Annotated in this window: 15 protein-coding genes and 3 pseudogenes; 10 read left to right on the top strand and 8 right to left on the bottom strand. The window is 63.8% G+C overall.

Going from position 1 to position 21,633, the window contains the following annotated elements:
- Positions 1-80 precede the first annotated feature (80 nt).
- From NLY33_RS06685 to tesB, 4 genes and pseudogenes are all read right to left on the bottom strand, one after another.
- A complete protein-coding gene (locus tag NLY33_RS06685; RefSeq protein WP_023708891.1) occupies positions 81-2,750 on the bottom strand; it encodes a DNA translocase FtsK in 2,670 nt (889 codons plus the stop codon).
- A gap of 346 nt (positions 2,751-3,096) precedes the next feature.
- A complete protein-coding gene (locus tag NLY33_RS06680) occupies positions 3,097-4,545 on the bottom strand; it encodes an ammonium transporter (protein WP_373420142.1) in 1,449 nt (482 codons plus the stop codon).
- 13 nt (positions 4,546-4,558) lie between these two features.
- A complete protein-coding gene (locus NLY33_RS06675) occupies positions 4,559-4,897 on the bottom strand; it encodes a P-II family nitrogen regulator (protein WP_023670499.1) in 339 nt (112 codons plus the stop codon).
- 218 nt (positions 4,898-5,115) lie between these two features.
- Positions 5,116-5,990 (bottom strand): annotated as a pseudogene (gene tesB, locus NLY33_RS06670) (acyl-CoA thioesterase II).
- Between the two features lie 112 nt (positions 5,991-6,102).
- Between tesB and NLY33_RS06665 the strand changes: the two are divergent.
- On the top strand, positions 6,103-7,359 hold the full coding sequence (locus tag NLY33_RS06665) for a ubiquinone biosynthesis hydroxylase (RefSeq protein ID WP_023705021.1): 1,257 nt from the start codon (positions 6,103-6,105) through the stop codon (positions 7,357-7,359).
- A 22-nt stretch (positions 7,360-7,381) separates the two neighbouring features.
- Here the strand turns inward: NLY33_RS06665 and NLY33_RS06660 are convergent.
- From NLY33_RS06660 to NLY33_RS06645, 4 genes and pseudogenes are all read right to left on the bottom strand, one after another.
- Positions 7,382-7,615, bottom strand: a pseudogene (locus tag NLY33_RS06660) (glycerol-3-phosphate acyltransferase); the annotation flags it as partial.
- A gap of 44 nt (positions 7,616-7,659) precedes the next feature.
- A complete protein-coding gene (locus tag NLY33_RS06655) occupies positions 7,660-8,856 on the bottom strand; it encodes an IS256 family transposase (protein ID WP_023700062.1) in 1,197 nt (398 codons plus the stop codon).
- A gap of 63 nt (positions 8,857-8,919) precedes the next feature.
- Entirely contained in the window at positions 8,920-9,366 is a 447-nt protein-coding gene (locus tag NLY33_RS06650) for a glycerol-3-phosphate acyltransferase (protein WP_023706708.1), read from the bottom strand.
- 16 nt (positions 9,367-9,382) lie between these two features.
- Positions 9,383-9,913, bottom strand: coding sequence for a hypothetical protein (locus NLY33_RS06645; protein WP_023706709.1), 531 nt, complete (start codon positions 9,911-9,913; stop codon positions 9,383-9,385).
- 402 nt (positions 9,914-10,315) lie between these two features.
- Here NLY33_RS06645 and NLY33_RS06640 point away from each other — a divergent pair, with 402 nt between their 5' ends.
- The 9 genes and pseudogenes from NLY33_RS06640 (at position 10,316) to NLY33_RS06600 (ending at position 21,629) form a co-directional block, all read left to right on the top strand.
- Positions 10,316-11,287 (top strand): substrate-binding domain-containing protein, encoded by a 972-nt coding sequence (locus tag NLY33_RS06640; protein ID WP_050587743.1) that lies wholly within the window; start codon positions 10,316-10,318, stop codon positions 11,285-11,287.
- 70 nt (positions 11,288-11,357) lie between these two features.
- Complete coding sequence (locus NLY33_RS06635) at positions 11,358-12,884, top strand: sugar ABC transporter ATP-binding protein (RefSeq protein WP_023706711.1); 1,527 nt, start codon at positions 11,358-11,360, stop codon at positions 12,882-12,884.
- 17 nt (positions 12,885-12,901) lie between these two features.
- Complete coding sequence (locus NLY33_RS06630) at positions 12,902-13,888, top strand: ABC transporter permease (RefSeq protein WP_031196674.1); 987 nt, start codon at positions 12,902-12,904, stop codon at positions 13,886-13,888.
- Position 13,889: 1 nt separating this feature from the next.
- Positions 13,890-14,870 carry a sugar-binding transcriptional regulator gene (locus NLY33_RS06625; protein WP_023706713.1) on the top strand — a complete coding sequence of 327 codons (981 nt, stop codon included), beginning with the start codon at positions 13,890-13,892 and terminating at the stop codon, positions 14,868-14,870.
- The gene (locus tag NLY33_RS06620) at positions 14,860-15,855 is read left to right on the top strand and encodes an aldo/keto reductase (RefSeq protein WP_023706714.1); all 996 of its coding nucleotides are present in this window, start codon (positions 14,860-14,862) and stop codon (positions 15,853-15,855) included. Before NLY33_RS06625 ends, NLY33_RS06620 begins: the two co-directional genes overlap by 11 nt.
- Before the next feature lie 77 nt (positions 15,856-15,932).
- Complete coding sequence (locus tag NLY33_RS06615) at positions 15,933-17,741, top strand: glycerol-3-phosphate dehydrogenase/oxidase (RefSeq protein ID WP_023708764.1); 1,809 nt, start codon at positions 15,933-15,935, stop codon at positions 17,739-17,741.
- Positions 17,653-18,495 (top strand): class I fructose-bisphosphate aldolase, encoded by an 843-nt coding sequence (locus NLY33_RS06610; protein WP_023709349.1) that lies wholly within the window; start codon positions 17,653-17,655, stop codon positions 18,493-18,495. The genes NLY33_RS06615 and NLY33_RS06610 overlap by 89 nt, the downstream gene beginning before the upstream one ends.
- Positions 18,488-20,026 (top strand): FGGY-family carbohydrate kinase, encoded by a 1,539-nt coding sequence (locus NLY33_RS06605; protein ID WP_023706717.1) that lies wholly within the window; start codon positions 18,488-18,490, stop codon positions 20,024-20,026. The genes NLY33_RS06610 and NLY33_RS06605 overlap by 8 nt, the downstream gene beginning before the upstream one ends.
- Positions 20,023-21,629, top strand: a pseudogene (locus NLY33_RS06600) (GMC family oxidoreductase). Before NLY33_RS06605 ends, NLY33_RS06600 begins: the two are co-directional and overlap by 4 nt.
- Positions 21,630-21,633 lie beyond the last annotated feature (4 nt).

Genomic DNA, 21,633 nt, shown 5'->3' with positions numbered 1-21,633 from the left:
TAAGTTTGGCGGGCCGGACAGCGCTCAGTCGCTGTAACGCGCCAAAAGGTTCAAGGTTGCCGCCGGGCCGTATCGGCTGATCAGAACTTGTCGTCCTCGGTCGGCACCAGGATTTCGCGTTTGCCGGCATGGTTGGCCGGGCCGACAATGCCTTCCTTCTCCATCTTCTCGATGATCGAGGCGGCGCGGTTGTAGCCGATGCCGAGCCGGCGCTGGATATAGCTGGTCGACGCCTTGCCGTCGCGCAGCACGACCGAGACCGCCTGGTCGTAGGGATCGTCGGAATCCTCGAAATTGCTGTTGCCGCCACCGCCAGCGCCGCCCTTGCCCGACGGCTCGTCATCGTCCTCGCCGTCATCCTCGGTGATGGCGTCGAGATATTCGGGCACGCCCTGCAGCTTCAGATGGGCGACGATCTTCTCGACCTCGTCGTCGGCGACGAACGGGCCGTGCACGCGCTGGATGCGGCCGCCGCCGGCCATGTACAGCATGTCGCCCATGCCGAGCAGCTGCTCGGCGCCCTGCTCGCCCAGAATGGTGCGGCTGTCGATCTTCGACGTCACCTGGAAGGAGATACGGGTCGGGAAATTGGCCTTGATGGTGCCGGTGATGACGTCGACCGACGGACGCTGCGTCGCCATGATGACATGGATGCCGGCCGCGCGCGCCATTTGTGCCAGGCGCTGCACCGCGCCTTCGATGTCCTTGCCGGCGACCATCATCAAATCGGCCATCTCGTCGATGATGACGACGATGTAGGGCATTGGCTCGAGATCGAGGTTCTCGGTCTCGTAGATCGCCTCGCCGGTCTGGCGGTCGAAGCCGGTCTGCACGGTGCGCGAGATTTTTTCGCCCTTCTTTTCAGCCAACTGCACGCGCGCGTTGAAGCCGTCGATGTTGCGCACGCCGACCTTGGACATCTTGCGGTAGCGGTCCTCCATCTCGCGCACCGTCCATTTCAACGCCACCACGGCCTTCTTCGGGTCGGTGACCACCGGCGTCAGAAGGTGCGGGATGCCGTCATAGACGGAAAGTTCGAGCATCTTCGGGTCGATCATGATCAGCCGGCAGTCCTGCGGCGTCAGCTTGTAGAGCAGCGACAGGATCATGGTGTTGATGGCGACGGACTTGCCGGAGCCGGTGGTGCCTGCGACCAGCACATGCGGCATCTTGGCGATGTCGACGATCACCGCCTCGCCATTGATGGTCTTGCCCAGCGCCAGCGCCAGCTTGGACTTGGTCGTCTCGAAATCGCGGCTGGCCAGGATCTCCCGGAGATAGACGGTCTCGCGCTTGGCATTCGGCAATTCGATGCCGATGGCGTTGCGGCCGGGCACCACGGCGACGCGGCAGGCAATCGCGCTCATCGAGCGGGCGATGTCGTCGGACAGGCCGATGACGCGCGACGATTTGATGCCGGGCGCCGGTTCCAGTTCATAGAGCGTGACGACGGGGCCGGGCCGTACCGCGATAATCTCGCCCTTGACGCCGAAATCCTCCAGAACGCCTTCGAGCAGGCGCGCATTCTGCTCCAGCGCGTCCTTGGACAGGCTGGCGTCGCGCACCACGTTCTTCGGCTCCGACAGGAAATGCAGCGACGGCATTTCGAATGTTTCCGAGCCGATCAGCGAGGTCTGCGCCTCGCGCTGGACGCGCGCGCCGGGAGCGGGACGCGGCGCAGGTGCGGCGACGCGGGTCGCCGCATCTGACCGGAAGTTTTGCACCTTGGCGTTCGGCGCGGCACGGCGCTGGACCGGCTCGTCGTCGAGTTCGACCTCCTCGTCGCCATTGTCGAAACCGGCATCGAGGACGTCGTCATCGTCCGGATCGACGGAAACGCTGCGGTCATTGACCATGGCGGCGAAGAATTCCGGCTCGACGCGGGCGCGGCCATCCGGGCTCATCCGCGCTTCGGCGAATTCCGCCGATTCGACCCGTTCGGCGGCGCGGCGCCATGCGGTGGAGCGCTGCTCCATCTCCGGCTCGAACTCGTCGCGCTCCTGCTGGCGGCGCACAGCCCGGCGATGCATCCAGGCGCGGAAAGACAGCCACCAGTGGGTAACGGCGCCGAGCGCCAGTATCCCCTCGTCGCCCTCGTCCTCGTCTTCGTCGAAGAGCAGATCGTCCTCTCGGGGATCGGGCTCCGCGGTGCGCTCCAAGACGGCAAAGCCGTTCTTGCGCGCAATCAGCGCCGAGCCATAGGCAAACAGCCACAGCGCCGGCGCAATGAGCACCATGGCAATGATGCTGGCAACGATGCCGGTCGGGTAGCCGCCAATGACCACGCCCGGAATATTGAGCACCATGTCGCCGAACACACCGCCGAGGCCGGTCGGCAACGGCCACGTCTTGGGCGGCACCACGCAGCCGGCCATCGCCGCCGCGAGCAGCGCGAAGCCGAACCACGCAAGGCCGCGCTTCGGCAGCCTGTCGACGCCGCGCGCCGAAAACAGGAGAAAGCCCCAGATCACCGCCGGCACCAGGGCGGCGACCGCGGCAAGGCCGAAGAACTGCATGGCGAGGTCGGAGAATACCGCGCCCGCATAACCCATGGCGTTGGTGACGATGTTGGCGGTGGCGTGCGAGAAGCTGGGATCGGCGACGTTCCAGGTCGCCAGCGCCGCGACGCCAAAGGCGACCAGCGCAAACAGGCCGGCGCCGACCAGCCGCCCGACCTGGCGCCGCGCGAATGCCTGGATGCCGTGCCCCGTATCGGTCAGCGCGAGCGGTGCTGAAGCCCCTGAACGCATGCTTCGTTCCCCGTCTGTCATGGACTGGCCGGGCGCATGACGCACTCCGGCAGATTCGGATGTCAGACTATCGGGGGGAAGGTTAAGGCCGCATTAACTATACGCACCCAGAGCCACGGATCTTGCTCACTCCACTGTAGGCAGTCTCAACAGTTCAGAACCAATCCGGTCGACGTCTCCCCGCCGGCGGCCATCACTAGAACGTGATTGCGCAGGGACCGAGGCCTGCCAGCACGGTTGCCAAAAAGAGAGGCCCGGAATGACCCGGGCCTCAAAGCGTGAACTCCTTTCGGGAGCGTCACGACGGGATGGGAGAATGCGGGGCGGCCGAGCCGCCCCGCAAGGCTTACGAGTGGTAGGCCGCTTCGCCATGCGAAGTCAGGTCGAGGCCTTCGCGCTCGGCGTCGGCTGTCGGACGCAGACCGATGATCAAGTCGACGACCTTGTAGAGGATTGCGCTGCCGATGCCCGACCACAGCAGGGTTACCAGGACGCCTTTGCCCTGCGCCAGGAGCTGCGTGGCCGTGCCGGCATAGCCGGCGGCGAAGTCGGCCGTCGAATAGTCGACGATGCCGGCGCCGCCGAGGGCGGGATTGACCAGAATGCCAGTGCCTAGCGCACCGATGATGCCACCGACGCAGTGGACGCCGAAGACATCGAGGCTGTCATCATAGTCGAACGTGTTCTTCACCACCGAGACGAAGAAGTAGCAGACGAAGGTGGCAACGATGCCAAGCACGATAGCGCCCATCGGGCCGGCAAAACCTGCAGCCGGCGTAATCGCGACGAGGCCGGTGACCGCGCCCGAAACAGCGCCGAGCATGGAGGCTTTGCCGCGCAGCAGCGATTCAAGCACGATCCAGGCCACTGCCGCCGCCGCCGTGGCGACGAAGGTGTTGATCATCGCCAGCACCGCATAGGCGTTCGCTTCGAGGTTCGAACCGGCGTTGAAGCCGAACCAGCCGACCCACAGCAATGAAGCGCCGACCATGGTCAGCGTCATCGAGTGCGGCGCCATGATGTCCTTCTTGTAGCCGATGCGCTTGCCGATCATCAGCGCGCCGACGAGACCGGCAATGCCCGCATTGATGTGAACGACCGTGCCGCCGGCGAAGTCGATGGCGCCGAAGCTGAAGATCAGGCCGGACGGGTCGGCATAGGCGCTCGGGCCGCCCCAGAACCAGACCATGTGCGCGATCGGGAAGTAGATTAACGTCACCCATAGGATAACGAAAAGGATCAAGGCGGAGAATTTGACGCGTTCGGCGAATGCGCCGACGATCAGGGCGGGCGTGATGCAGGCGAAGGTCATCTGGAAGACGACGAACACCAGTTCAGGAATGGCGACGCCCTTGCTGAAGGTTTCCGAAAGCGTTGATACGTTGACGCCGGAGAGAAACATCTTCGAAAGGCCGCCGACGAAGGCGTTGCCCGGGGTGAAGGCGAGGCTGTAGCCGTAGAAGACCCAGATGATCATGACCACGCTGGTGATGGTGAAGACCTGCATCAGCACCGACAGCATGTTCTTGGTACGAACCAGGCCGCCGTAGAAAAGCGCAAGGCCGGGAATGGTCATCAACAGCACCAGCACGGTGGAAATCATCATCCACGTGGTGTCGCCCTTGTCGACGGTAAAAGCCGGCGCTGCTGGCGCTGCCGCCGCGACGGCGGGAGCCGCCTCCTGCGCGAAGGCAGCAACCGTGCCCAATGCTCCGAGCGCTAAGGAGCCCAGCAGCGCGGAGCGCGCCACTGACTTCAAGGTGGAAGGTATATTCATTGAACTCTCCATTGGAATACGTGTTCGCCGCTCAAAGTGCGTCGGTGTCTGTTTCGCCGGTACGGATGCGCACCGCCTGATCGATGCCGAAGACGAAGATCTTGCCGTCGCCGATCTGGCCGGTCTTGGCCGCCGCCGTGATGGCTTCGACGGCCTTGTCGACCAGGTCTGTGCTGACCGCGACTTCGATCTTGATTTTCGGCAGGAAACTGACCGCGTATTCCGCCCCGCGATAGATTTCCGTGTGTCCCTTCTGACGCCCGTAGCCTTTGACTTCGGTGACGGTCAGGCCCTGGATGCCGACGGCGGTGAGCGCTTCGCGCACCTCGTCGAGCTTGAACGGCTTGATGATTGCCATCACGATTTTCATAAGGTTTCACCCTTTGCTGTTGCGGTCCCCCGCGTTTGCACACCTTCACCGATCCCAAAAAGCCCGGAGAGTGCCCAACAGGATTCAAGCTCCGTGCCAGTTGCCGAAGCAGGGTGTTAACTCATTGTAAATAAACGGATTGCTCGAGTCCCGGCGGCACGGTGCGCACTGTCAACGGACAGTCACTGATTAAAAAGTAGGCAATTTTTCGAAAATGCCTATTCGGCAGGCGGCCGTTTCAGCCGGATCAGGCCTTCCTGGGCAACCGAGGCGATCAGCGTGCCGTCGCGGGCAAACAGCGAGCCGCGGGTGAAGCCGCGCGACCCCTGCGTCGAGGGGCTGTCCTGCGTGTATAGGATCCAGTCATCGAGCGGATGGCTGCGATGGAACCACATCGCATGGTCGAGGCTCGCCGCCTGGATGTCGCGGTCGAAAATGGCGCGGCCGTGCGCAAGGTCGAGGTGTCGAGCAGCGTCATGTCGGAGAGGTAGGCAAGCACCGCCGCCTGGATGCCGCGGTCGGCCGGCACCGGGCCGGTGGTGCGGATCCAGATGTTCTGCTGCGGCTCCAGCTTTTCGCGGCTGGTGTAATGCTCCAGCATCACCGGCTTCATCTCAATCGGCCGGTCACGCTCCCAATAGCGCTTGATGCCGTCCGGCACCGCCTCGCCGAACTTGCCCAGCAATTCGCGCTGCGACAACAGGCTGTCGGGCGGCGGCACGTCGCGCGGCATCGGCAGCTGATGCTCAAGGCCAACCTCATCCTGCTGGAACGAGGCTTCCAGCGAAAAGATCGCCTGGCCGTGCTGGATCGCCACCACGCGCCGCGTGGTGAAGGAGCCGCCATCGCGGATGCGGTCGACCTCGTAGACGATCGGCACCTTGGTGTCGCCGGGCCGCATGAAATAGCCGTGCAGCGAATGCACGTGGCGCTCGGGCTCGACGGTGCGCTGCGCGGCGACCAGCGCCTGGGCGATGGTCTGGCCGCCGAAAACGCGCTGCCAGTCGAGCTTGGGACTGCGACCACGGTACAGATTGTGTTCCAGCTGCTCGAGGTCGAGAATGCTGAGAAGCTCGTCCATGGCCGCCGTCATGCTTCGTGACCTCGCCGTAAGATGCTATGGCGGTTTCCGACAGGAATGGCGGGCAGTCAAGGCCGGAATGCCCCAGTGGGCGGGGATGGTCGAGACTTCGAAAGGAATTGACATGGCGAACCGCAACACGGACGCAAAAACCCCGCTCGACGTGCTGGTCGCTGGCGCCGGCTATGTCGGCCTCGCGGCCGCAGTGTCGCTGAAACAGGCGCGGCCGGGCCTGGCTGTCGCCGTCGTCGATGCCGCGCCCCCCGGCGTCTGGCAAAAGGATGGCCGCGCCTCGGCGATCGCCGCCGCCGCCTGCCGCATGCTCGACCAGCTCGGCGTCTGGCAGGAAATCGTCGGGCAATCGCAGGCGATCACCGAGATGATCGTCACCGATTCGCGCACCGCCGATCCGGTGCGTCCGGTGTTTCTCACCTTCGATGGCGAGGTCGCGCCGGGCGAACCGTTCGCCCACATGGTCGCCAACAAGGACCTGAACGGCGCCTTGCGCCGCCGCGCGCAAAAGCTCGGCATCGACATCATCGAAGGTGTCGCGGTCGCATCGTTCGACGGCAATGGCGCCGGCATCACCGTGCATCTGGCCGACGGCGCGGCGATTGAGGCGCGGCTGCTGGTCGCCGCCGACGGCGTCAATTCCAAATTGCGCGACATGGCCGGCATCAAGACGGTGAAATGGGAATATGGCCAGTCCGGCATCGTCTGCACGGTGGCGCATGAGCGCCCGCACAATGGCCGCGCCGAAGAGCATTTTCTGCCGGCCGGCCCGTTTGCAACGCTGCCGCTCAAGCCGACCGAGGACGGCACCAACCGTTCGTCGCTGGTCTGGGTCGAACGTTCCGAGGATGCCGAAAAGCTGGTCTCGGGCGACGACCTCGTCTTCGAGCAGGAGCTTGAATTGCGCTTCGGCCTGAAGCTCGGCGAAATCCGCGTCACCGACAAGCCGCGCGCCTGGCCGCTCGGCCTGACCATCGCGCGCGCCTTCGTCGCCCCGCGCGTAGCACTTGCCGGCGACGCCGCGCACGGCATCCACCCGATCGCCGGCCAGGGCCTCAATCTCGGCTTCAAGGATGTGGCGGCCCTTGCCGAAGTGGTGGTCGAGGCCGATCGCTTGGGACAGGATATCGGCGCGCTCGACGTGCTCGAGCGTTACCAGCAATGGCGCCGCTTCGACACCGTGCAGATGGGCGTCACCACAGATGTGCTGAACCGGCTGTTTTCCAACGACATCGGCCCGCTGCGCCAGCTCCGCGACATAGGCCTCGGCCTTGTCGAACGGATGCCCAGGCTGAAGGAGTTCTTCATCCGCCAGGCGTCGGGGTTGTCCAACGGCACACCACGGCTGCTCAAGGGTGAGGCGATTTAGACCGGGAATGAGTGCCGCTTTGTCATAGACGCGGCTCGGCTCCTGACATCAGCCGCGCAATGTTGGCGCGGTGGCGCACGATCACGTAGATGCCGCCGGCGATGACCAGCAACCGGTAGGGCAATGGTTGTTCCATGCCGCCGACGAGGGCGATCGCGGTGAGCGCCGCCAGCATCGAACTCAGGGACACAATTCGGGAAACTGCCAACACCACGGCAAATGCCGTCGCCGCGCCTAGACCCACAGGCCAGGACAGGTTGTGTGCGTCAAGTTCTGCAAAATGGGCGATCATGAAACTGGTCATGCGGCTTGGCGTAGAGCGAGCTTCTTGTGCTCGCGCAGATCATCCATGTTGATATAGCGGTTGGCCTCCATCCAGTTTTCGTTGGTTTCGACGGCCAGCGCCCTGACCAGGCGCAGGCAGCTTTCGGCGTTCGGGAAGATGCGCACGACATAGGTGCGCCGGCGGATTTCCTCGTTGAGCCGTTCAAGCATGTTGGTGGACTTGAGGTGCTTGTGATGCTGACGCGGCAGCCGGAAGAAAGTCAGCGTCTGTTCTATGGCTTCTTCCGCCCAGGTGGTCAGCCGCGGGTAGCGGGCGGACCATTTGGACAGCCACGCGGCGAGATCGGCCTTGGCCTCGGCGAGATCGCGCCGGTCGTAGAGCCAGCGCAGTTCCTGCAGACAATCGTCGCCGTGCTTCCTGGGCAGGTGATCGAGCGCGTTCCTGAGGAAGTGGACGTAGCAGCGCTGCCATGCTGCTTCCGGGATCACCTCGCCGATCGCCGCGACCAGGCCGGCATGGTCGTCGGACACGGCCAGTTCGACGCCCTTGAGACCGCGTCGTTTCAAGCCGACGAGGAAGTCCTTCCAGGCCGAGCGGCTCTCGCGATTGGCCATCTCCACGGCCAGGATCTGGCGCCTTCCGTCCCAGTCGATGCCGACCGCGATCAGCACCGCCTGGCTCATCACGATGCCGGCTTCGCGCACTTTCTCGTAGCGGGCATCGAGAATGAGGTAGGGGAATGGCTCCTGAAGCGGTCGTTCGGCAAACGCCTTCAGGCTCTCGTCCAAGCGCTTGTTGATGGCCGAGATCGACGAAGCCGAGAACGCATGACCGCACAGCTCTTCCGTGATCGCCTTGACCTTGCGGGTCGACACGCCCTGCACATACATCTCCGCAAGCGTCGCCACCAAGGCCCGCTCCGAACGCTGGTAGCGCTCGAACAGTTCGGTGGAGAAGTGACCCGCCCGGTCCTGTGGAACCCGCAGCTCAAGCTTGCCCACCCGGGTGACCAGGGTGCGGCCGTAGTAACCCGAGCGATACCCAAGGCGCTCAGGCGTGCGTTCGCCCTTCGAAGCACCCAGCGCCTCCTCCATCTCGGCCTCGAGAACCTCCTGCATTACCGCACGGATCACTTCGTGCAGCCCCTCCGGGTTCGAAAGCAGAATGTCTTTGACGGCAGCGCTGGTCGATTTACCTTCTGTCTTGGTCATGGTGGCGTTCCTTCCAGGAATCGGTGACGTTGAACATCACCAGCCTGCCATGACCGCCCTCTCTCAGCGAATTTGCAGAACTCTCAGCACACTACCCCAGGACATCGCCAACAAAACACCCAACCCCGTCGCAGCCGATTTGCCGCCGGTGAAATTCAGCCAGATCGAACGGCTATGCCCAAGCAAAACAGCGAGTCCGGCCAGGCATACAACCCGAGGAGCCCAAACGGGCATATCAGATATTGCCGACGGCGGCGTTGCGGAAGACCAGAAACAAAACCAACGGGCAAAGATGACCGCTGCCGCCCCTTTCAGCACGTCCACCAGAAGCACCACCAATGCTGGCCATTTCCCGAGTGTGCGCAATACATTTGTCGCACCGGTGGGCTTGGAGCCGTGCTCCCGGATATCGATGCCCTTAAGCAGTTTCCCCGCCAGATAGCCGGCAGGCGTAGAGCCGATAAGGTAAGCGGCAGCCGATCCTACCACGCTCGCTATCCAGAATGACATGCGCCCGGGCTGTTTCTCAGTTGACCTCGAAACCCAGCTTCTGCCGCAGTCGCAGCATGCGTTGGTCGGCGACCTTGAAACTCTGCTCGCCGCTCTTGGCAACACGATCCAGCATCTGCAGCAGATCTTCGCGCTCATGCGGATCGAGGCGCTCGCGCAGGAAGGGCGCCAGTTTGTCGATGACGATCGTCGGGTCGTCGATCTGCGCCGCGGCCCATTTGGCGTAGACGACGGCTTCATCGGTCTTCTTCTGGTTGTCCGCAATCTGCGAGATCACCTCGCGGATGACCGTTTCACGCTTCGGCAGGATCGGGCCGTGCTCCGCTGCCAGTGCGGTGATCAGCGTTGCCGCCGCCACCACCGGATCGTCGATCGCCGTCAGCGGCGACAGCGCCGCCTGCTTGCGCAGCTTCTTGCGCCTTATGTTGCCCTGGACGCGGCCGACGACGTCGGCGACCTCGCGCGCGGCTTCGTTCATGGCCTTCATGCGATACCACCAGAACGCCCCGGCTCCCAGCACGCCGAGAATAGCAATCAGGAAAGGCATGTCGAATTCCCCCGAAAATTGCGGCGACGATAGGAGAACTCCGGCGTTGCTTCAACACGCAAGAATTGTATCTTATGAGAAAACAGAGCTGGCCCCCTAATCATCCAGACGCCGAGATCGGACGTCCTGTGTTCAGGTCGCTCGTCACGGGCACTAATGATGCAACCGCTTGGCGATAACGCCGACTTCGCATCCACCCCACTCTACCTGCAAGATATTTCACATACTGAAATTTCGTTCGCCATCATTGACATGGCACAAATCCCGCCGTATTCAACCCCGCCAGAGATTTCATTTTATGAAATTTCTTGCAAAGCTGATGCGACGAGGCTTTCATCGTCGGGGAACCCGGAGGAGAGAATGAACAGGATTGGGCTGGTGGGCGCGCTGAGCGCCGCCGTGATGACGTTGACCCTGGCGATGCCAGCGTCGGCAGAGAGCAAGTTTCAGTGCAAGCCGGATGAGACCTACGTGATGAACGTCATGGTCTCCGCGCATCCCTATTGGGTGCCGGTCTATCAGGGCTTCAAGCAGGCGGCTGCGGCGATGGGCTGCAAGACAGTGTTTTCGGGCACGCCGGACTATGACATCGCCAAGCAGATCGCTTCCTTCGAACAGGATCTGATCAAGAAGCCGGCCGGCGTGCTGCTGCACCCGATGCAGGCCGATCCGTTCATCGAGCCGATCAACCGCGCCATCGAGAACGGCACCACCGTCGTCACCTTCGCCGCCGACTCGCCAAAATCCAAGCGCGTCTCCTACATCACCTCGGACAATCTGGCGGAAGCCAAGTTTGCCGCCGAGGAGATCGTCAAGCAGGTCGGCGACGACGCCGAATATGGCGTGCTTGAGAACCCCGGCCAGAGCAACCACGATCTGCGCGTCACCGCCTTAATCGACTATCTCGCCAAGAACTATCCGAAGATGAAGCTGGTCGGACGCCAGGCCTCTAACCAGGACGCCAATGTCGCCAACAAGGCGGTGGCCTCGATGCTGCAAGCCAACCCGAACCTCAAGGCGCTTTGGATTCCGGAAGCCGGTTCAGCCGAAGGCGCGGTCGCGGCCGTTCTCGAAGCCAAGGCCAAGGTGCTGATCATGCACGCCGACATCACCCCGGCGACGCTAGAGCAGATCAAGGCCGGCAACATCCACATGGCGCTGAGCCCGAACCAGGGAATGCAGGGTTATCTCGGCTTCGTCGCCACCTTCATGGCGGCGCATCCGGAACTGATCGACCCGTTCAACGACTACAAGACGTCGGGCCACAACCCGATGAGCATCCCCTTCGCCGATAACGGCTTTGCCGTCATCACCAAGGAGAATGCCGACTCGTTCGACCTGAACAAGTACATGCAGGGCCGCGATCCCAGCTAATCGCGTCCATCAGGCAATCGCGCCATCCGGCGCGGTTGCCTTATCCCTCCCTGAGCAGGTGAGCACACAAGTGGAAATCCCGGCCCTCCTCAAAATATCCGGCCTCCGCAAATCGTTCGGCCCTGTCCGTGCGTTGCGCGATGTTGGTTTCGAGCTGCGCGCCGCCGAAATCCACGCCATTGCCGGCGAGAACGGCGCCGGCAAGTCGACGTTGATGAAGGTGATCGACGGCATACTGCCGCCCGACAGCGGCGACATCCAGATCGATGGCCGCTCCGTTTCGATCCCCTCGCCGCTGGCGGCGCAAAAGCTCGGCATCGGCTTCGTTCATCAGGAGATCGCGCTCTGCCCCGATGTCTCGGTGGCCGAAAACATCTTCATGTCGATCACCAACGCCAGCAAGGCGCTGCTGATGAATTACCGCGACCTCGAGAAACGTGCGACAGCCATCCTGGCGCGACTTGGCAACATCGATCCGACCGCGATGGTGCGCAGCCTGTCGATCTCCCAGCAGCAGCTGGTCGAGATCGCCAAGGCGCTGACGCTCGATTGCCGCATCCTCATCTTCGACGAGCCGACCGCCGCGCTGACCGAGCGCGAGGCCAAGAAGCTGTTCGAGATCATCCACCAGCTTGCCGGCGAAGGCATCGGCATCATCTACATCTCGCACCGCATGGCCGAAATCTTCGAAAACTGCGACCGCGTCACGGTGCTGCGCGACGGCCAGTACATCACCACGCTCGACATATCGGCGACGACGCCAGAACAGGTCGTGGCGTCCATGGTCGGCCGCGTCATCGACAGCCTCTATCCCGAGAAGCTGCGCGGCGACGAGCAGTCCGAGGAAATTCTGCTCGAGGTCAGCAACCTCTGCGAGACGACCACCTTCCGCGACATCAGCTTCCAGTTGCGCAAGGGCGAAATCCTCGGCATTGGCGGCCTGATCGGCGCCGGTCGCAGCGAGATCGTTCGGGGTATCTGCCGGCTGGAGGGTCAGGTGACCGGCAATGTCAGCCTGCATGGCAAGCCGCTGTCGCTGGCCCATTATGGCGACAGCATCGCCGCCGGCATCGTCTACCTCTCCGAGGACCGCAAGGGCGACGGCTTGTTCCTCGACATGTCGATCGCCGCCAACATCTCGGCGCTGGCGGTGGATCGGATCTCGACGCGCTTCGGCCTCATCAACGACCGCCACGAGAAGCAGCGGGCGGAAACCATCGGCAGGCAGCTGTCGCTGAAATGCGGCCACGTCGGCCAGCCGGTTTCGACGCTCTCGGGTGGCAACCAGCAGAAGGTGGCGATCGCCAAGATGCTGTCGGTCGACCCGAAAGTGATCTTCCTCGACGAGCCGACGCGCGGCGTCGATGTCGGCGCCAAGGCCGAAATCCACCGGATCCTGCGCAAGCTGGCGCGCGACGGCGTCGGCATCGTGGTCATCTCGTCGGAACTGCCGGAACTGATCGGTGTCTGCGACCGGGTGCTGATCGTACGCGAGGGACGCATCACCGGCGAGGTCACCGGCGCGGAAATGACCGAAGAAAACATCATGGTCCTGGCATCGCTTGCCGATGACGGCCGGCAACGGAGCGCCGCATGAGCATCGTGGGGGAAAGCATGGACAGCGTGACGCCGCCGGCCCGCATCGGGTTCGGTGAAAGGCTTGGCGGCCTGATCAGGATGCGCGAGACCGGTCTGATCCTCATCATCGCCGTGCTCTTTGCGGTTATGTCGTTCGCATCGCCGTACTTCCTGACCTGGGACAACATGCGGGCGATGGCGATGGCCTTCGCGGTCGAAGGCATCGTCGTCGTCGGCATGACGATCCTTCTGATCTCAGGCGGCATCGACCTTTCGGTCGGTTCGGTCACCGCACTCGCCATGGTCATTGCCGGCCTGCTCTTCCTCGGCGGCGTCGACCCCTGGCTGGCATCATTGATTGCAATAGCGGCCTGTGCAGGCATCGGCGCCTTTATGGGCTTCTTCGTCACCAGGGTGGGATTGCACCACTTCATCGTCTCTCTGGCCGTGATGGTGATTGCGCGCGGGCTCTGCCTGCTCGGCACCGGCGGCCGCCCGCTCGGGCTCTATACCCTGCCGCCCGAGTTCAAATTCATCGGCCAGGGCGCCATTGGCGGCATTCCGGTCGTCATCATCATCTTCATCGTCTTCGTCATCGTGTCCGACTTCATGCTGCGCCGCACGACGATGTTTCGCAAAGTCTTCTACACCGGCAGCAATGAGAAGGCCGCCGCCTATTCCGGCATCCGTACCAAGAAGGTCGTGTTCCTGACGACGACGCTCTGCTCGACCCTGTGCGGCTTTGCCGGCGTGATCTACATGGCCCGTTTCGGCTCGGCCCAGCCGACCTTCGGCGCCGGCATGGAGCTGAACGTCATCGCCGCCGCGGTGATCGGCGGCGCCAGCCTCACTGGTGGCTCCGGCACCATTCTCGGCGCCATCCTTGGCACCATCCTGCTCTCCGTCGTTTCAAGCTCGCTCGCTCTGCTCGACGTGTCCGTCTATTGGCAGGACATCATCCGCGGGTCCATTCTGCTGACGGCGGTCACCGCCGATTACTACTTCAACAAGCGGCGGGGCTGAGATGGCGGACGGCAGGGAAGATTTCGAGGCGATCCGGCAGATCCACACCGTTCTGGTGCTGCACTTCGTCGACGGCATGAAGCAGAACGACATTGCGGCGGCGCTCAACCTTTCGGCGTCGAAAGTCAATCGGCTGATCGCGCAAGGGCGCAAGCTCGGCATGCTGAGGATCGCGGTCGAGAGCCCGTTCCAGCGCCTTGTCGACATCGAAAAGCAGCTGATCGAGGTCGCGCAACTGGCAGCCGCGATCGTGACGCCGACCGTGGCCGGCAGTCCCGACAGCACGCTGCAGCAGGTGGGGCGCGCGGCGGCCAACCAGTTGCTCGAGACCTTGCGCGACGGCGACGTCATCGCCATTACCGGCGGCAAGGCGATCAGCGCGCTGGTCGAAAACCTGCAGCCCGAGCGCGCCTTCGACGTCACCGTCGTGCCGCTGACCGGCGGCGTCCAGGGCAAGCACTATACCGACGTCAACCATCTGGCGACGCGGCTGGCCGAACGCCTCGGCGGCACCAGCATGCTCTTGCATGCGCCACTCTTTGCCGAAAGCCGCGAGCAGCGCGATCTCCTGCTGGACATGGCCTCGGTGCGCGAGATCTTCGACCTGGCGCGCATGGCGGCGATCGCGCTGGTCGGCGTCGGGTCGATTCAGACGCCGGGATCGAGCTACTACGACCTCCACCCAGGCCTCGATCCCGACCGCGAAAAACTCGCCGCCAGCGGCGCGGTCGGCGAGTTCCTTGCGCATCTGATCCGCGACGACGGCGCGCTGGCCGACTACCCGCCCAATGACCGCCTGGTAGCGCTGGCGCCTTCGGAACTTGGCCGCTGCCGGTCGGTGATGGGGGTGGCCAGCGGCGCCGAAAAGATCTGGCCGATCCGTGCCGCGCTTCGCGGCAACTATCTCAAATCACTGGTCGTCGACGAAGAGACGGCCAATGCAGTCCTGAGCAATGCGGGGAGCATACGCAATGTCGCCTGAAATGTTGACGCGCACCATTGGCGCGTCGGGAATATCCGCCTCCGCAATCGGCCTTGGCACCTGGGCCATTGGCGGCTGGATGTGGGGCGGCACCGACGAGGCGCAATCCATCGACACCATCCGCGCCTCGATCGACGAAGGCGTTTCGCTGATCGACACCGCGCCTGCCTATGGCCAAGGCCTGTCGGAGGAAATCGTCGGCAAGGCGATAAAGGGTCGCCGTGACAAGGTCGTCCTTGCCACCAAGCTTGGGCTGGTCTGGCATACCAAGAAGGGCAACCACTTCTTCGACTATGACGGCGCGCCGGTGCATCGCTATCTCGGTGCCGACTCTGTCGTCTACGAAGTCGAGCAGAGCCTGCGCCGCCTCGGCACCGACCATATCGACCACTACATCACCCACTGGCAGGATCCGACCACGCCGGTCACTGAAACGATGGAAGCGCTCGACCGCCTCAAGACCCAGGGCAAGATCCGCTCCATCGGCGCCAGCAATGTCAGCGTCGCCGATGTGAAGGCCTATCTCGCGGCCGGCCAACTCGATGCGGTCCAGCAGGAATACAGCATGGTTGCGCGTGACATGGAACAGGATCTCTTGCCCTTCTGCGCCCGGAACAACGTGTCGGTGCTCAGCTATTCGTCGCTGGCGCTCGGTCTGCTCTCGGGCAAGATCGGTCCCGACCGCCTCTTTACCGGCGACGACCAGCGCAAGGACAATCCGCGCTTCTCGCAGCCCAACCGCCGCAAGGTGGCAGCGCTGATGGAAGCGATCAAGCCGAGTGCCGAGGCGCACGGCGCCAGCGAGGCGCAGGTGGTCATCGCCTGGACGCTGCAGCAGCCCGGCATCGCCTTCTCACTCTGCGGCGCGCGCAGCCCGCAGCAAGCCAGGGAAAACGCGCAGGCCGGCCGCATCAAATTGTCGGGACAGGAGATCAACCAGATCAGTGAGGCCGCCAGCCGCCATCTGACCAATCTCGACGCCTGACCGCCACCAGTAACCCGAACCAAGTTGAGCTGCCGTCCACCGGACGGCAGAACGGCCCAACCTTGCCCGGCAAAGCCATGCCTGATCAGAGAACCGTCATCCTCGACACGATCCGCCGCAACGGCGCGTTCGATGTCGTTGTCATGGGCGGCGGCATAAACGGCATCGGCGTTTTCCGCGAACTGGCGCTGCAGGGTCTCCGAGTTCTGCTGGTCGAACGCAACGATTTCTGTTCGGGCTGCAGTGCGGCATCCTCGCGCATGATCCATGGCGGCCTGCGCTATCTCGAGAATGGCGAGTTCGGCCTGGTGCAGGAATCGCTGCGCGAACGCGACGCGCTGCTGGCCAATGCGCCGCATATGGTGCGGCCGCTGCCGACGACAATTCCGATCCGCTCCGTCTTCTCCGGGCTGATGAACGGCGCGGCAGGCTTTCTCGGGCTTTCGGAAACGCCTTCCAGCCGCGGCGCGCTGGCGATCAAGGCAGGCCTCGCGCTCTACGACTGGACGACGCGCAAGCGCCGGGTGCTGCCGCGCCACAGTTTCCGTGGCGCCAGGGCGACCTTCGCGCAATGGCCGACGCTCGATCCCAAACTGCGCTTTTCCGCTACCTATTACGACGCCTGGATCAGCTACCCCGAACGGCTCGGCATCGAATTGCTGCTCGATACCGCACGCCTGGCGCCCGACAGCCTCGCGCTAAATCGCGCCGAGATCGCGCGCGCGGGCTCCTCCTTCGAGCTCACCGATACGGTGGGTGGTGAAGGCTTCACCGTGACCGCCAAGGCGATCGTCAATGCGACCGGCGCATGGCTGGATTCGGCGATCGCCCGGCTCGACGCCTCCGAAAAGCCCGCGGCGCCCCTGGTCGAGGGCACCAAGGGCTCGCACCTCATCCTCGACAACGAGCCGCTCTACCGTGCGCTCGGCGGTCACATGATTTTCTTCGAGAATGCCGACGGTCGCGTCTGCATCATGTTTCCCTATCTCGGCAAGGTGCTGGTCGGCTCGACGGATATCCGCGTCAGCGAAGCCGGGCGCGTGCGCTGCGAACCGGCCGAGACCGACTACATATTGGCGGCGGCGCGGTTGGTATTCCCGTCCATTTCGGTCCGTGCCGCCGACGTCGTCTTCACCTATAGCGGCATCCGGCCGCTGCCGAAGAGCGATCATGCCTTCACCGGCCGAATATCGCGCGGCCATTCCGTACACCGCATTGCCGGCGACATCCCGCAATTCTGCATGATCGGCGGCAAGTGGACGACCTTCCGCGCCTTCGCCGAGCAGGCGGGCGATGACGTGCTAGCCGAGCTTGGCCGCGAGCGCGTTTGCAGTACGCTGGCCCTGGCGATTGGCGGCGGCCTCGGGTTCCCCGAGAATCCGGCATCGCTGGCAACCGAGCTGGCGGGTGAGTTCGCGATCAGTGCCAACCGCGCCGCCTATCTCATCGATCGCTACGGCAGCGGCGCGCGCGACATCATCCAGTTCTGCCTCGGTCGTTCCGACGACATCAGGCTCGACGACAGGACCGAAACCACGACGGCCGAGATCGTCTATCTCGCCCGACATGAGTTCGTGACCTGCCTCTCGGATGTTGTCTTGCGCCGCACGTCGCTTGCCATTGCCGGCGACATCTCGACGGTATCAATCGAGCGCATCGCCGATGCACTGGCCGCTGAACACGGCTGGAGCGATCCGCACCGCGACGAGGAGATAAAAAGTCTCATCGCCGAACTCGACACCTATCACGGCGTCTCGCAAGAGATGCTCGACCAACGCACGATCGCAGGAGCAGAACATGAAAGTCAGCGCCAAGGCCCGGATGAACCGGATGTTCACCAACGGCAATTGCCTCGACGTGGCGCTCGATCACGGCGTCTGCAATGAACCGGGGTTTCTCATCGGCCTGGAGGACATGCCACGTGTCATCGACACGCTGATCGCGGCAGGGCCCGATGCGCTGCAGCTCGCCTATGGCCAGGCCGATCTGCTGCAATCGCGGCCGGACAAGGACAAGCCGGCGCTGGTCATGCGCATCGACATGGGCAACCCTTACAATGCACAGCGCCACCGGGTGATGTGGTCGATGCTGCAGAACCATGACGAGCCGATCATCGGCGCGCTGCAAATGGATGCGGCCTGCGTCGTCGTCAATCTGTTCATGCTGCCCGACGAGCCGGAGCTGTTTCGCCAATGCGTCGAAAACATCGCCAAGGTCCGCGCCGCCTGCCAGCGATACGGCATGCCCTTGATGATCGAGCCGCTGGTCATGCTGCCCAACGATATCAGAGGCGGCTACCAGGTCGACGGCGATGCGGAAAAGATCGTGACGCTGGTGCGGCTCGCCGCCGAAATGGGCGCCGACATCATCAAGGCCGACCCCACCGAGCACGCGGAAGATTTCCACCGCGTCGTCGAGGCGGCACGCGTGCCGGTGCTGGTACGTGGCGGCGGCAAGGACGATCTCAAGACGGTGCTGGCAAAATCGTCAGCCCTGCTCAGACAAGGCGCCAAGGGGCTGGTCTATGGCCGCAACATCTATCAGCATGCCAATCCGAAGGCGGTAGTGAGTGCGTTGATGGCGATGATCCACAACGACGCCGGCGGCGAAGAGGCTTGGGACATCTACAACAATGGCTGATCAAGCCGCCTATCTGCTCGGCCTCGACGCCGGCAACACCATCATCAAGGCGGTGCTGTTCGATCATACGGGACGGCAGCTCGCCATGCATGCGGTCGCCGGCCGTTCGCAGACGCCGCAACCCGGCTATGTCGAGCGCGACCTCGGCGGCATGTGGGCCGATGCGCGCGACGCCATCCGCGCCTGCATCGCGCAGGCCGGCATCGATGCCCGCGGAATCGCCGCCATCGGTTGCGCCGGCCATGGCAACGGCCTTTATCTGGTCGACCGTGCCGGTGAACCGCTGATCGGCATCCAGTCGCTCGACACCCGCGCCGCCGGCCTGGCGTCGACGCTGGCCTCGCGCAATGCCGAAGCGCTGCATGCGATCTGCCTGCAAAAGCCGTGGCCGGCGCAGACGCCGACCTTGCTGGCCTGGGTCAAGCAGCATGCGCCCGACCTTTATGCCGCAACCGGCACGGCGATGCTGTGCAAGGATTTCATCGCCTACCGCCTGACGGGCGAGCGGGTCAGCGATGTCTCCGACATGTCCGGTTGCGGCCTCGTCCGCATGCCCGAAGGCGTCTATGATTCCGAGCTTCTCGCGCTCTACGGCATCGAGGATGCGCAAGCCAAACTGCCTCGATTGCTCGACAGCGCCGACATCGCCGGCGCGGTCACCACACAAGCGGCTGAAGAGACCGGACTGGCGGAAGGCACGCCGGTCATCGCCGGCTATTTCGACGTCGTCGCCAGCGCCATGGGAGCCGGCGTCGTGCGTCCCGGCGAAGCCTCTGTTATCGCCGGCACCTGGTCGGTCAATCAGGTCTTCTCCACCGCGCCGGTCGTCGACCCAGATGTTTTCATGGTGGCGCGCTTCGGTCCCGGCCGTTTCGTCAACATCGAATCCAGCGCTACATCGGCCGCCAATCTCGAATGGTATGTACGCGAACTCGTCGAGCGCGGTGCCCATTATGACGATCCGTTCGGCCACTGCAACGCGGCTGTCGGCGCGGTGACGCCAACCTGGGACGATCCGATGTTCCACCCGTTTCTCTACGGGTCGGGACAAGGGGCGGAGTTCCGCGCCGGCTTCTACGGCCTCGCCGGCTGGCATAGGGAAGGCCATATGCTGCGCGCGCTGTTCGAGGGCGTGATGTTCGAGCACCGGCGCCACATCAATGTTCTGAAGGACGCCGGTGTCAGCTTCGACAAAGCGGTCCTGTCCGGCGGCGGTTCGCGCAGCGAGCACTGGCCGCAGATCTTCGCCGACGGGCTTGGCGTGCCGATCACCGTCCCTGAAGCACGCGAGACCGGCGCACTTGGTGCGGCGATCGGCGCCGGGGTCGCGGCCGGCCTGTTCGCCGACTATGAGGCCGGCGTCGACGCCATGACCCGGTCAAGCGCCGCCTACCGTCCGAACCCGGCCATGCAGGACCATTACAACAGGCGTTATCGCGCCTATTGCGGCCTTGCCGATACGCTGCGATCGTTCTGGGCCGAACACGCCGCAGAACCGAGTAGAACACCGCCGAGTAAACCACCGCAATGACCCAACGGCTCGATGGCGACTACGACTACATCATTGTCGGCGCAGGCACCGCCGGCTGCGTGCTGGCCAATCGCCTGAGCGAAAACCCGGCGACGCGCGTGCTGCTGCTCGAGGCCGGCGGCAGCGACAATTATCACTGGGTGCATATCCCGGTCGGCTATCTCTATTGCATCGGCAATCCGCGCACCGACTGGATGATGAAGACTGCCCCGAAGCCGGCCTGAACGGCCGCTCGCTGGTCTATCCCCGGGGCAAGGTGTTGGGCGGCTGCACCTCGGTCAACGGCATGATCTACATGCGGGGACAGGCGGCGGACTATGATGGCTGGCGGCAGATGGGCAATGTCGGCTGGGGCTGGGACGATGTGCTGCCCTATTTCCTCAAATCCGAGGACCATCATGGCGGCAAGACCGAGCTGCACGGTTCCGGCGGCGAATGGAAAGTGGCGCGGCAACGCCTGTCCTGGCCGATCCTGAACACCGTGCAGGAGGCGGCCAAGGAATTCGGCATCATGCCGCGCGAGGATTTTAACGACGGCGACAATGAGGGGTCCGGCTTCTTCGAAGTCAACCAGAGCAAGGGCGTGCGCTGGAACACAGCCAAGGCATTCTTGCGCCCGGCGCTGCGACGGCCGAACCTCAGGCTGGTCGTCAACGCGCATGTCGAGACGGTGTTGTTCGAGGGCAAGCGTGCTATCGGCGTTTGTTATCGCGTCGGCGGCCAAACCATCGAGGCAAAGGCCAGGAGCGAGGTGCTGCTGACCGCCGGCTCGATTAACACGCCGAAACTGCTGGAGCTTTCCGGGGTCGGCGAGCCGGATCGCCTCGCCGCGCTCGGCATCGATGTGGTTCACGCCAGCCCCGATGTCGGCGAGAACCTTCAGGACCATCTGCAGATCCGCACTGTCTACAAAGTGTCGTCGGCGCTGACGCTCAACACGCTAGCCAACAGCCTGAGCGGCAAGGCGAAGATCGCGCTGCAATATGCCTTTGGCCGCTCGGGACCGATGTCGATGGCGCCGAGCCAGTTCGGCATGTTCTCGAAATCCGGTCCGTCGATGGCGACGCCGGACCTGGAGTACCACGTCCAGCCCTTGTCTACCGACCGGCTGGGCGACCCGCTGCACCCGTTCCCGGCAATCACCATGTCGGTCTGCAATCTGCGGCCCGAGAGCGTCGGCTCGGTGCACGCCACGACCCGCGACCTGGCGGTGCAGCCGGAAATCCGGCTGAACTATCTCTCGACGGTGCGCGACCGCGAGATCGCGCTGCGTTCGGTGCGCCAGGCGCGCGGCATCATGACCGCCAAGGCTCTTGCCGGCTTCCATCCGGAAGAAATCCTGCCTGGTCTCGCCCACCAGTCGGACGAGGACCTGCTGCACCAGATCGGCTCGATCGCGACGACCATCTTTCATCCGGTCGGCACCTGTAGGATGGGTGTCGACGGCCGCGCCGTCGTCAGCCCGGACCTGCGCGTGACCGGTGTCGAGGGCCTGCGCGTCGTCGACGCCTCGATCATGCCGCGCATCGTCTCCGGCAACACCGCCTCGCCAGTGGTGATGATCGCCGAGAAGGCGGCGGATATGATCCGCCGGCCTGCATAGATGT

Origin of the sequence: Mesorhizobium sp. C432A, from assembly GCF_030323145.1 — a bacterium.
Taxonomy (GTDB): domain Bacteria; phylum Pseudomonadota; class Alphaproteobacteria; order Rhizobiales; family Rhizobiaceae; genus Mesorhizobium.
Note: the sequence above shows the minus strand (reverse complement) of the source record. Positions and strands in the feature narration are given on the sequence as shown.

Coding starts and splice junctions, on each gene's coding strand:
- NLY33_RS06630 (WP_031196674.1), top strand. CDS start 12,902: ATGGACAGCGTGACGCCGCCGGCCCGCATCGGGTTCGGTGAAAGGCTT.
- NLY33_RS06620 (WP_023706714.1), top strand. CDS start 14,860: ATGTCGCCTGAAATGTTGACGCGCACCATTGGCGCGTCGGGAATATCC.
- NLY33_RS06665 (WP_023705021.1), top strand. CDS start 6,103: ATGGCGAACCGCAACACGGACGCAAAAACCCCGCTCGACGTGCTGGTC.
- NLY33_RS06605 (WP_023706717.1), top strand. CDS start 18,488: ATGGCTGATCAAGCCGCCTATCTGCTCGGCCTCGACGCCGGCAACACC.
- NLY33_RS06655 (WP_023700062.1), bottom strand. CDS start 8,856: ATGACCAAGACAGAAGGTAAATCGACCAGCGCTGCCGTCAAAGACATT.
- NLY33_RS06675 (WP_023670499.1), bottom strand. CDS start 4,897: ATGAAAATCGTGATGGCAATCATCAAGCCGTTCAAGCTCGACGAGGTG.
- NLY33_RS06615 (WP_023708764.1), top strand. CDS start 15,933: ATGCCTGATCAGAGAACCGTCATCCTCGACACGATCCGCCGCAACGGC.
- NLY33_RS06685 (WP_023708891.1), bottom strand. CDS start 2,750: ATGCGTTCAGGGGCTTCAGCACCGCTCGCGCTGACCGATACGGGGCAC.
- NLY33_RS06610 (WP_023709349.1), top strand. CDS start 17,653: ATGAAAGTCAGCGCCAAGGCCCGGATGAACCGGATGTTCACCAACGGC.
- NLY33_RS06640 (WP_050587743.1), top strand. CDS start 10,316: ATGACGTTGACCCTGGCGATGCCAGCGTCGGCAGAGAGCAAGTTTCAG.
- NLY33_RS06645 (WP_023706709.1), bottom strand. CDS start 9,913: ATGCCTTTCCTGATTGCTATTCTCGGCGTGCTGGGAGCCGGGGCGTTC.
- NLY33_RS06650 (WP_023706708.1), bottom strand. CDS start 9,366: ATGTCATTCTGGATAGCGAGCGTGGTAGGATCGGCTGCCGCTTACCTT.
- NLY33_RS06625 (WP_023706713.1), top strand. CDS start 13,890: ATGGCGGACGGCAGGGAAGATTTCGAGGCGATCCGGCAGATCCACACC.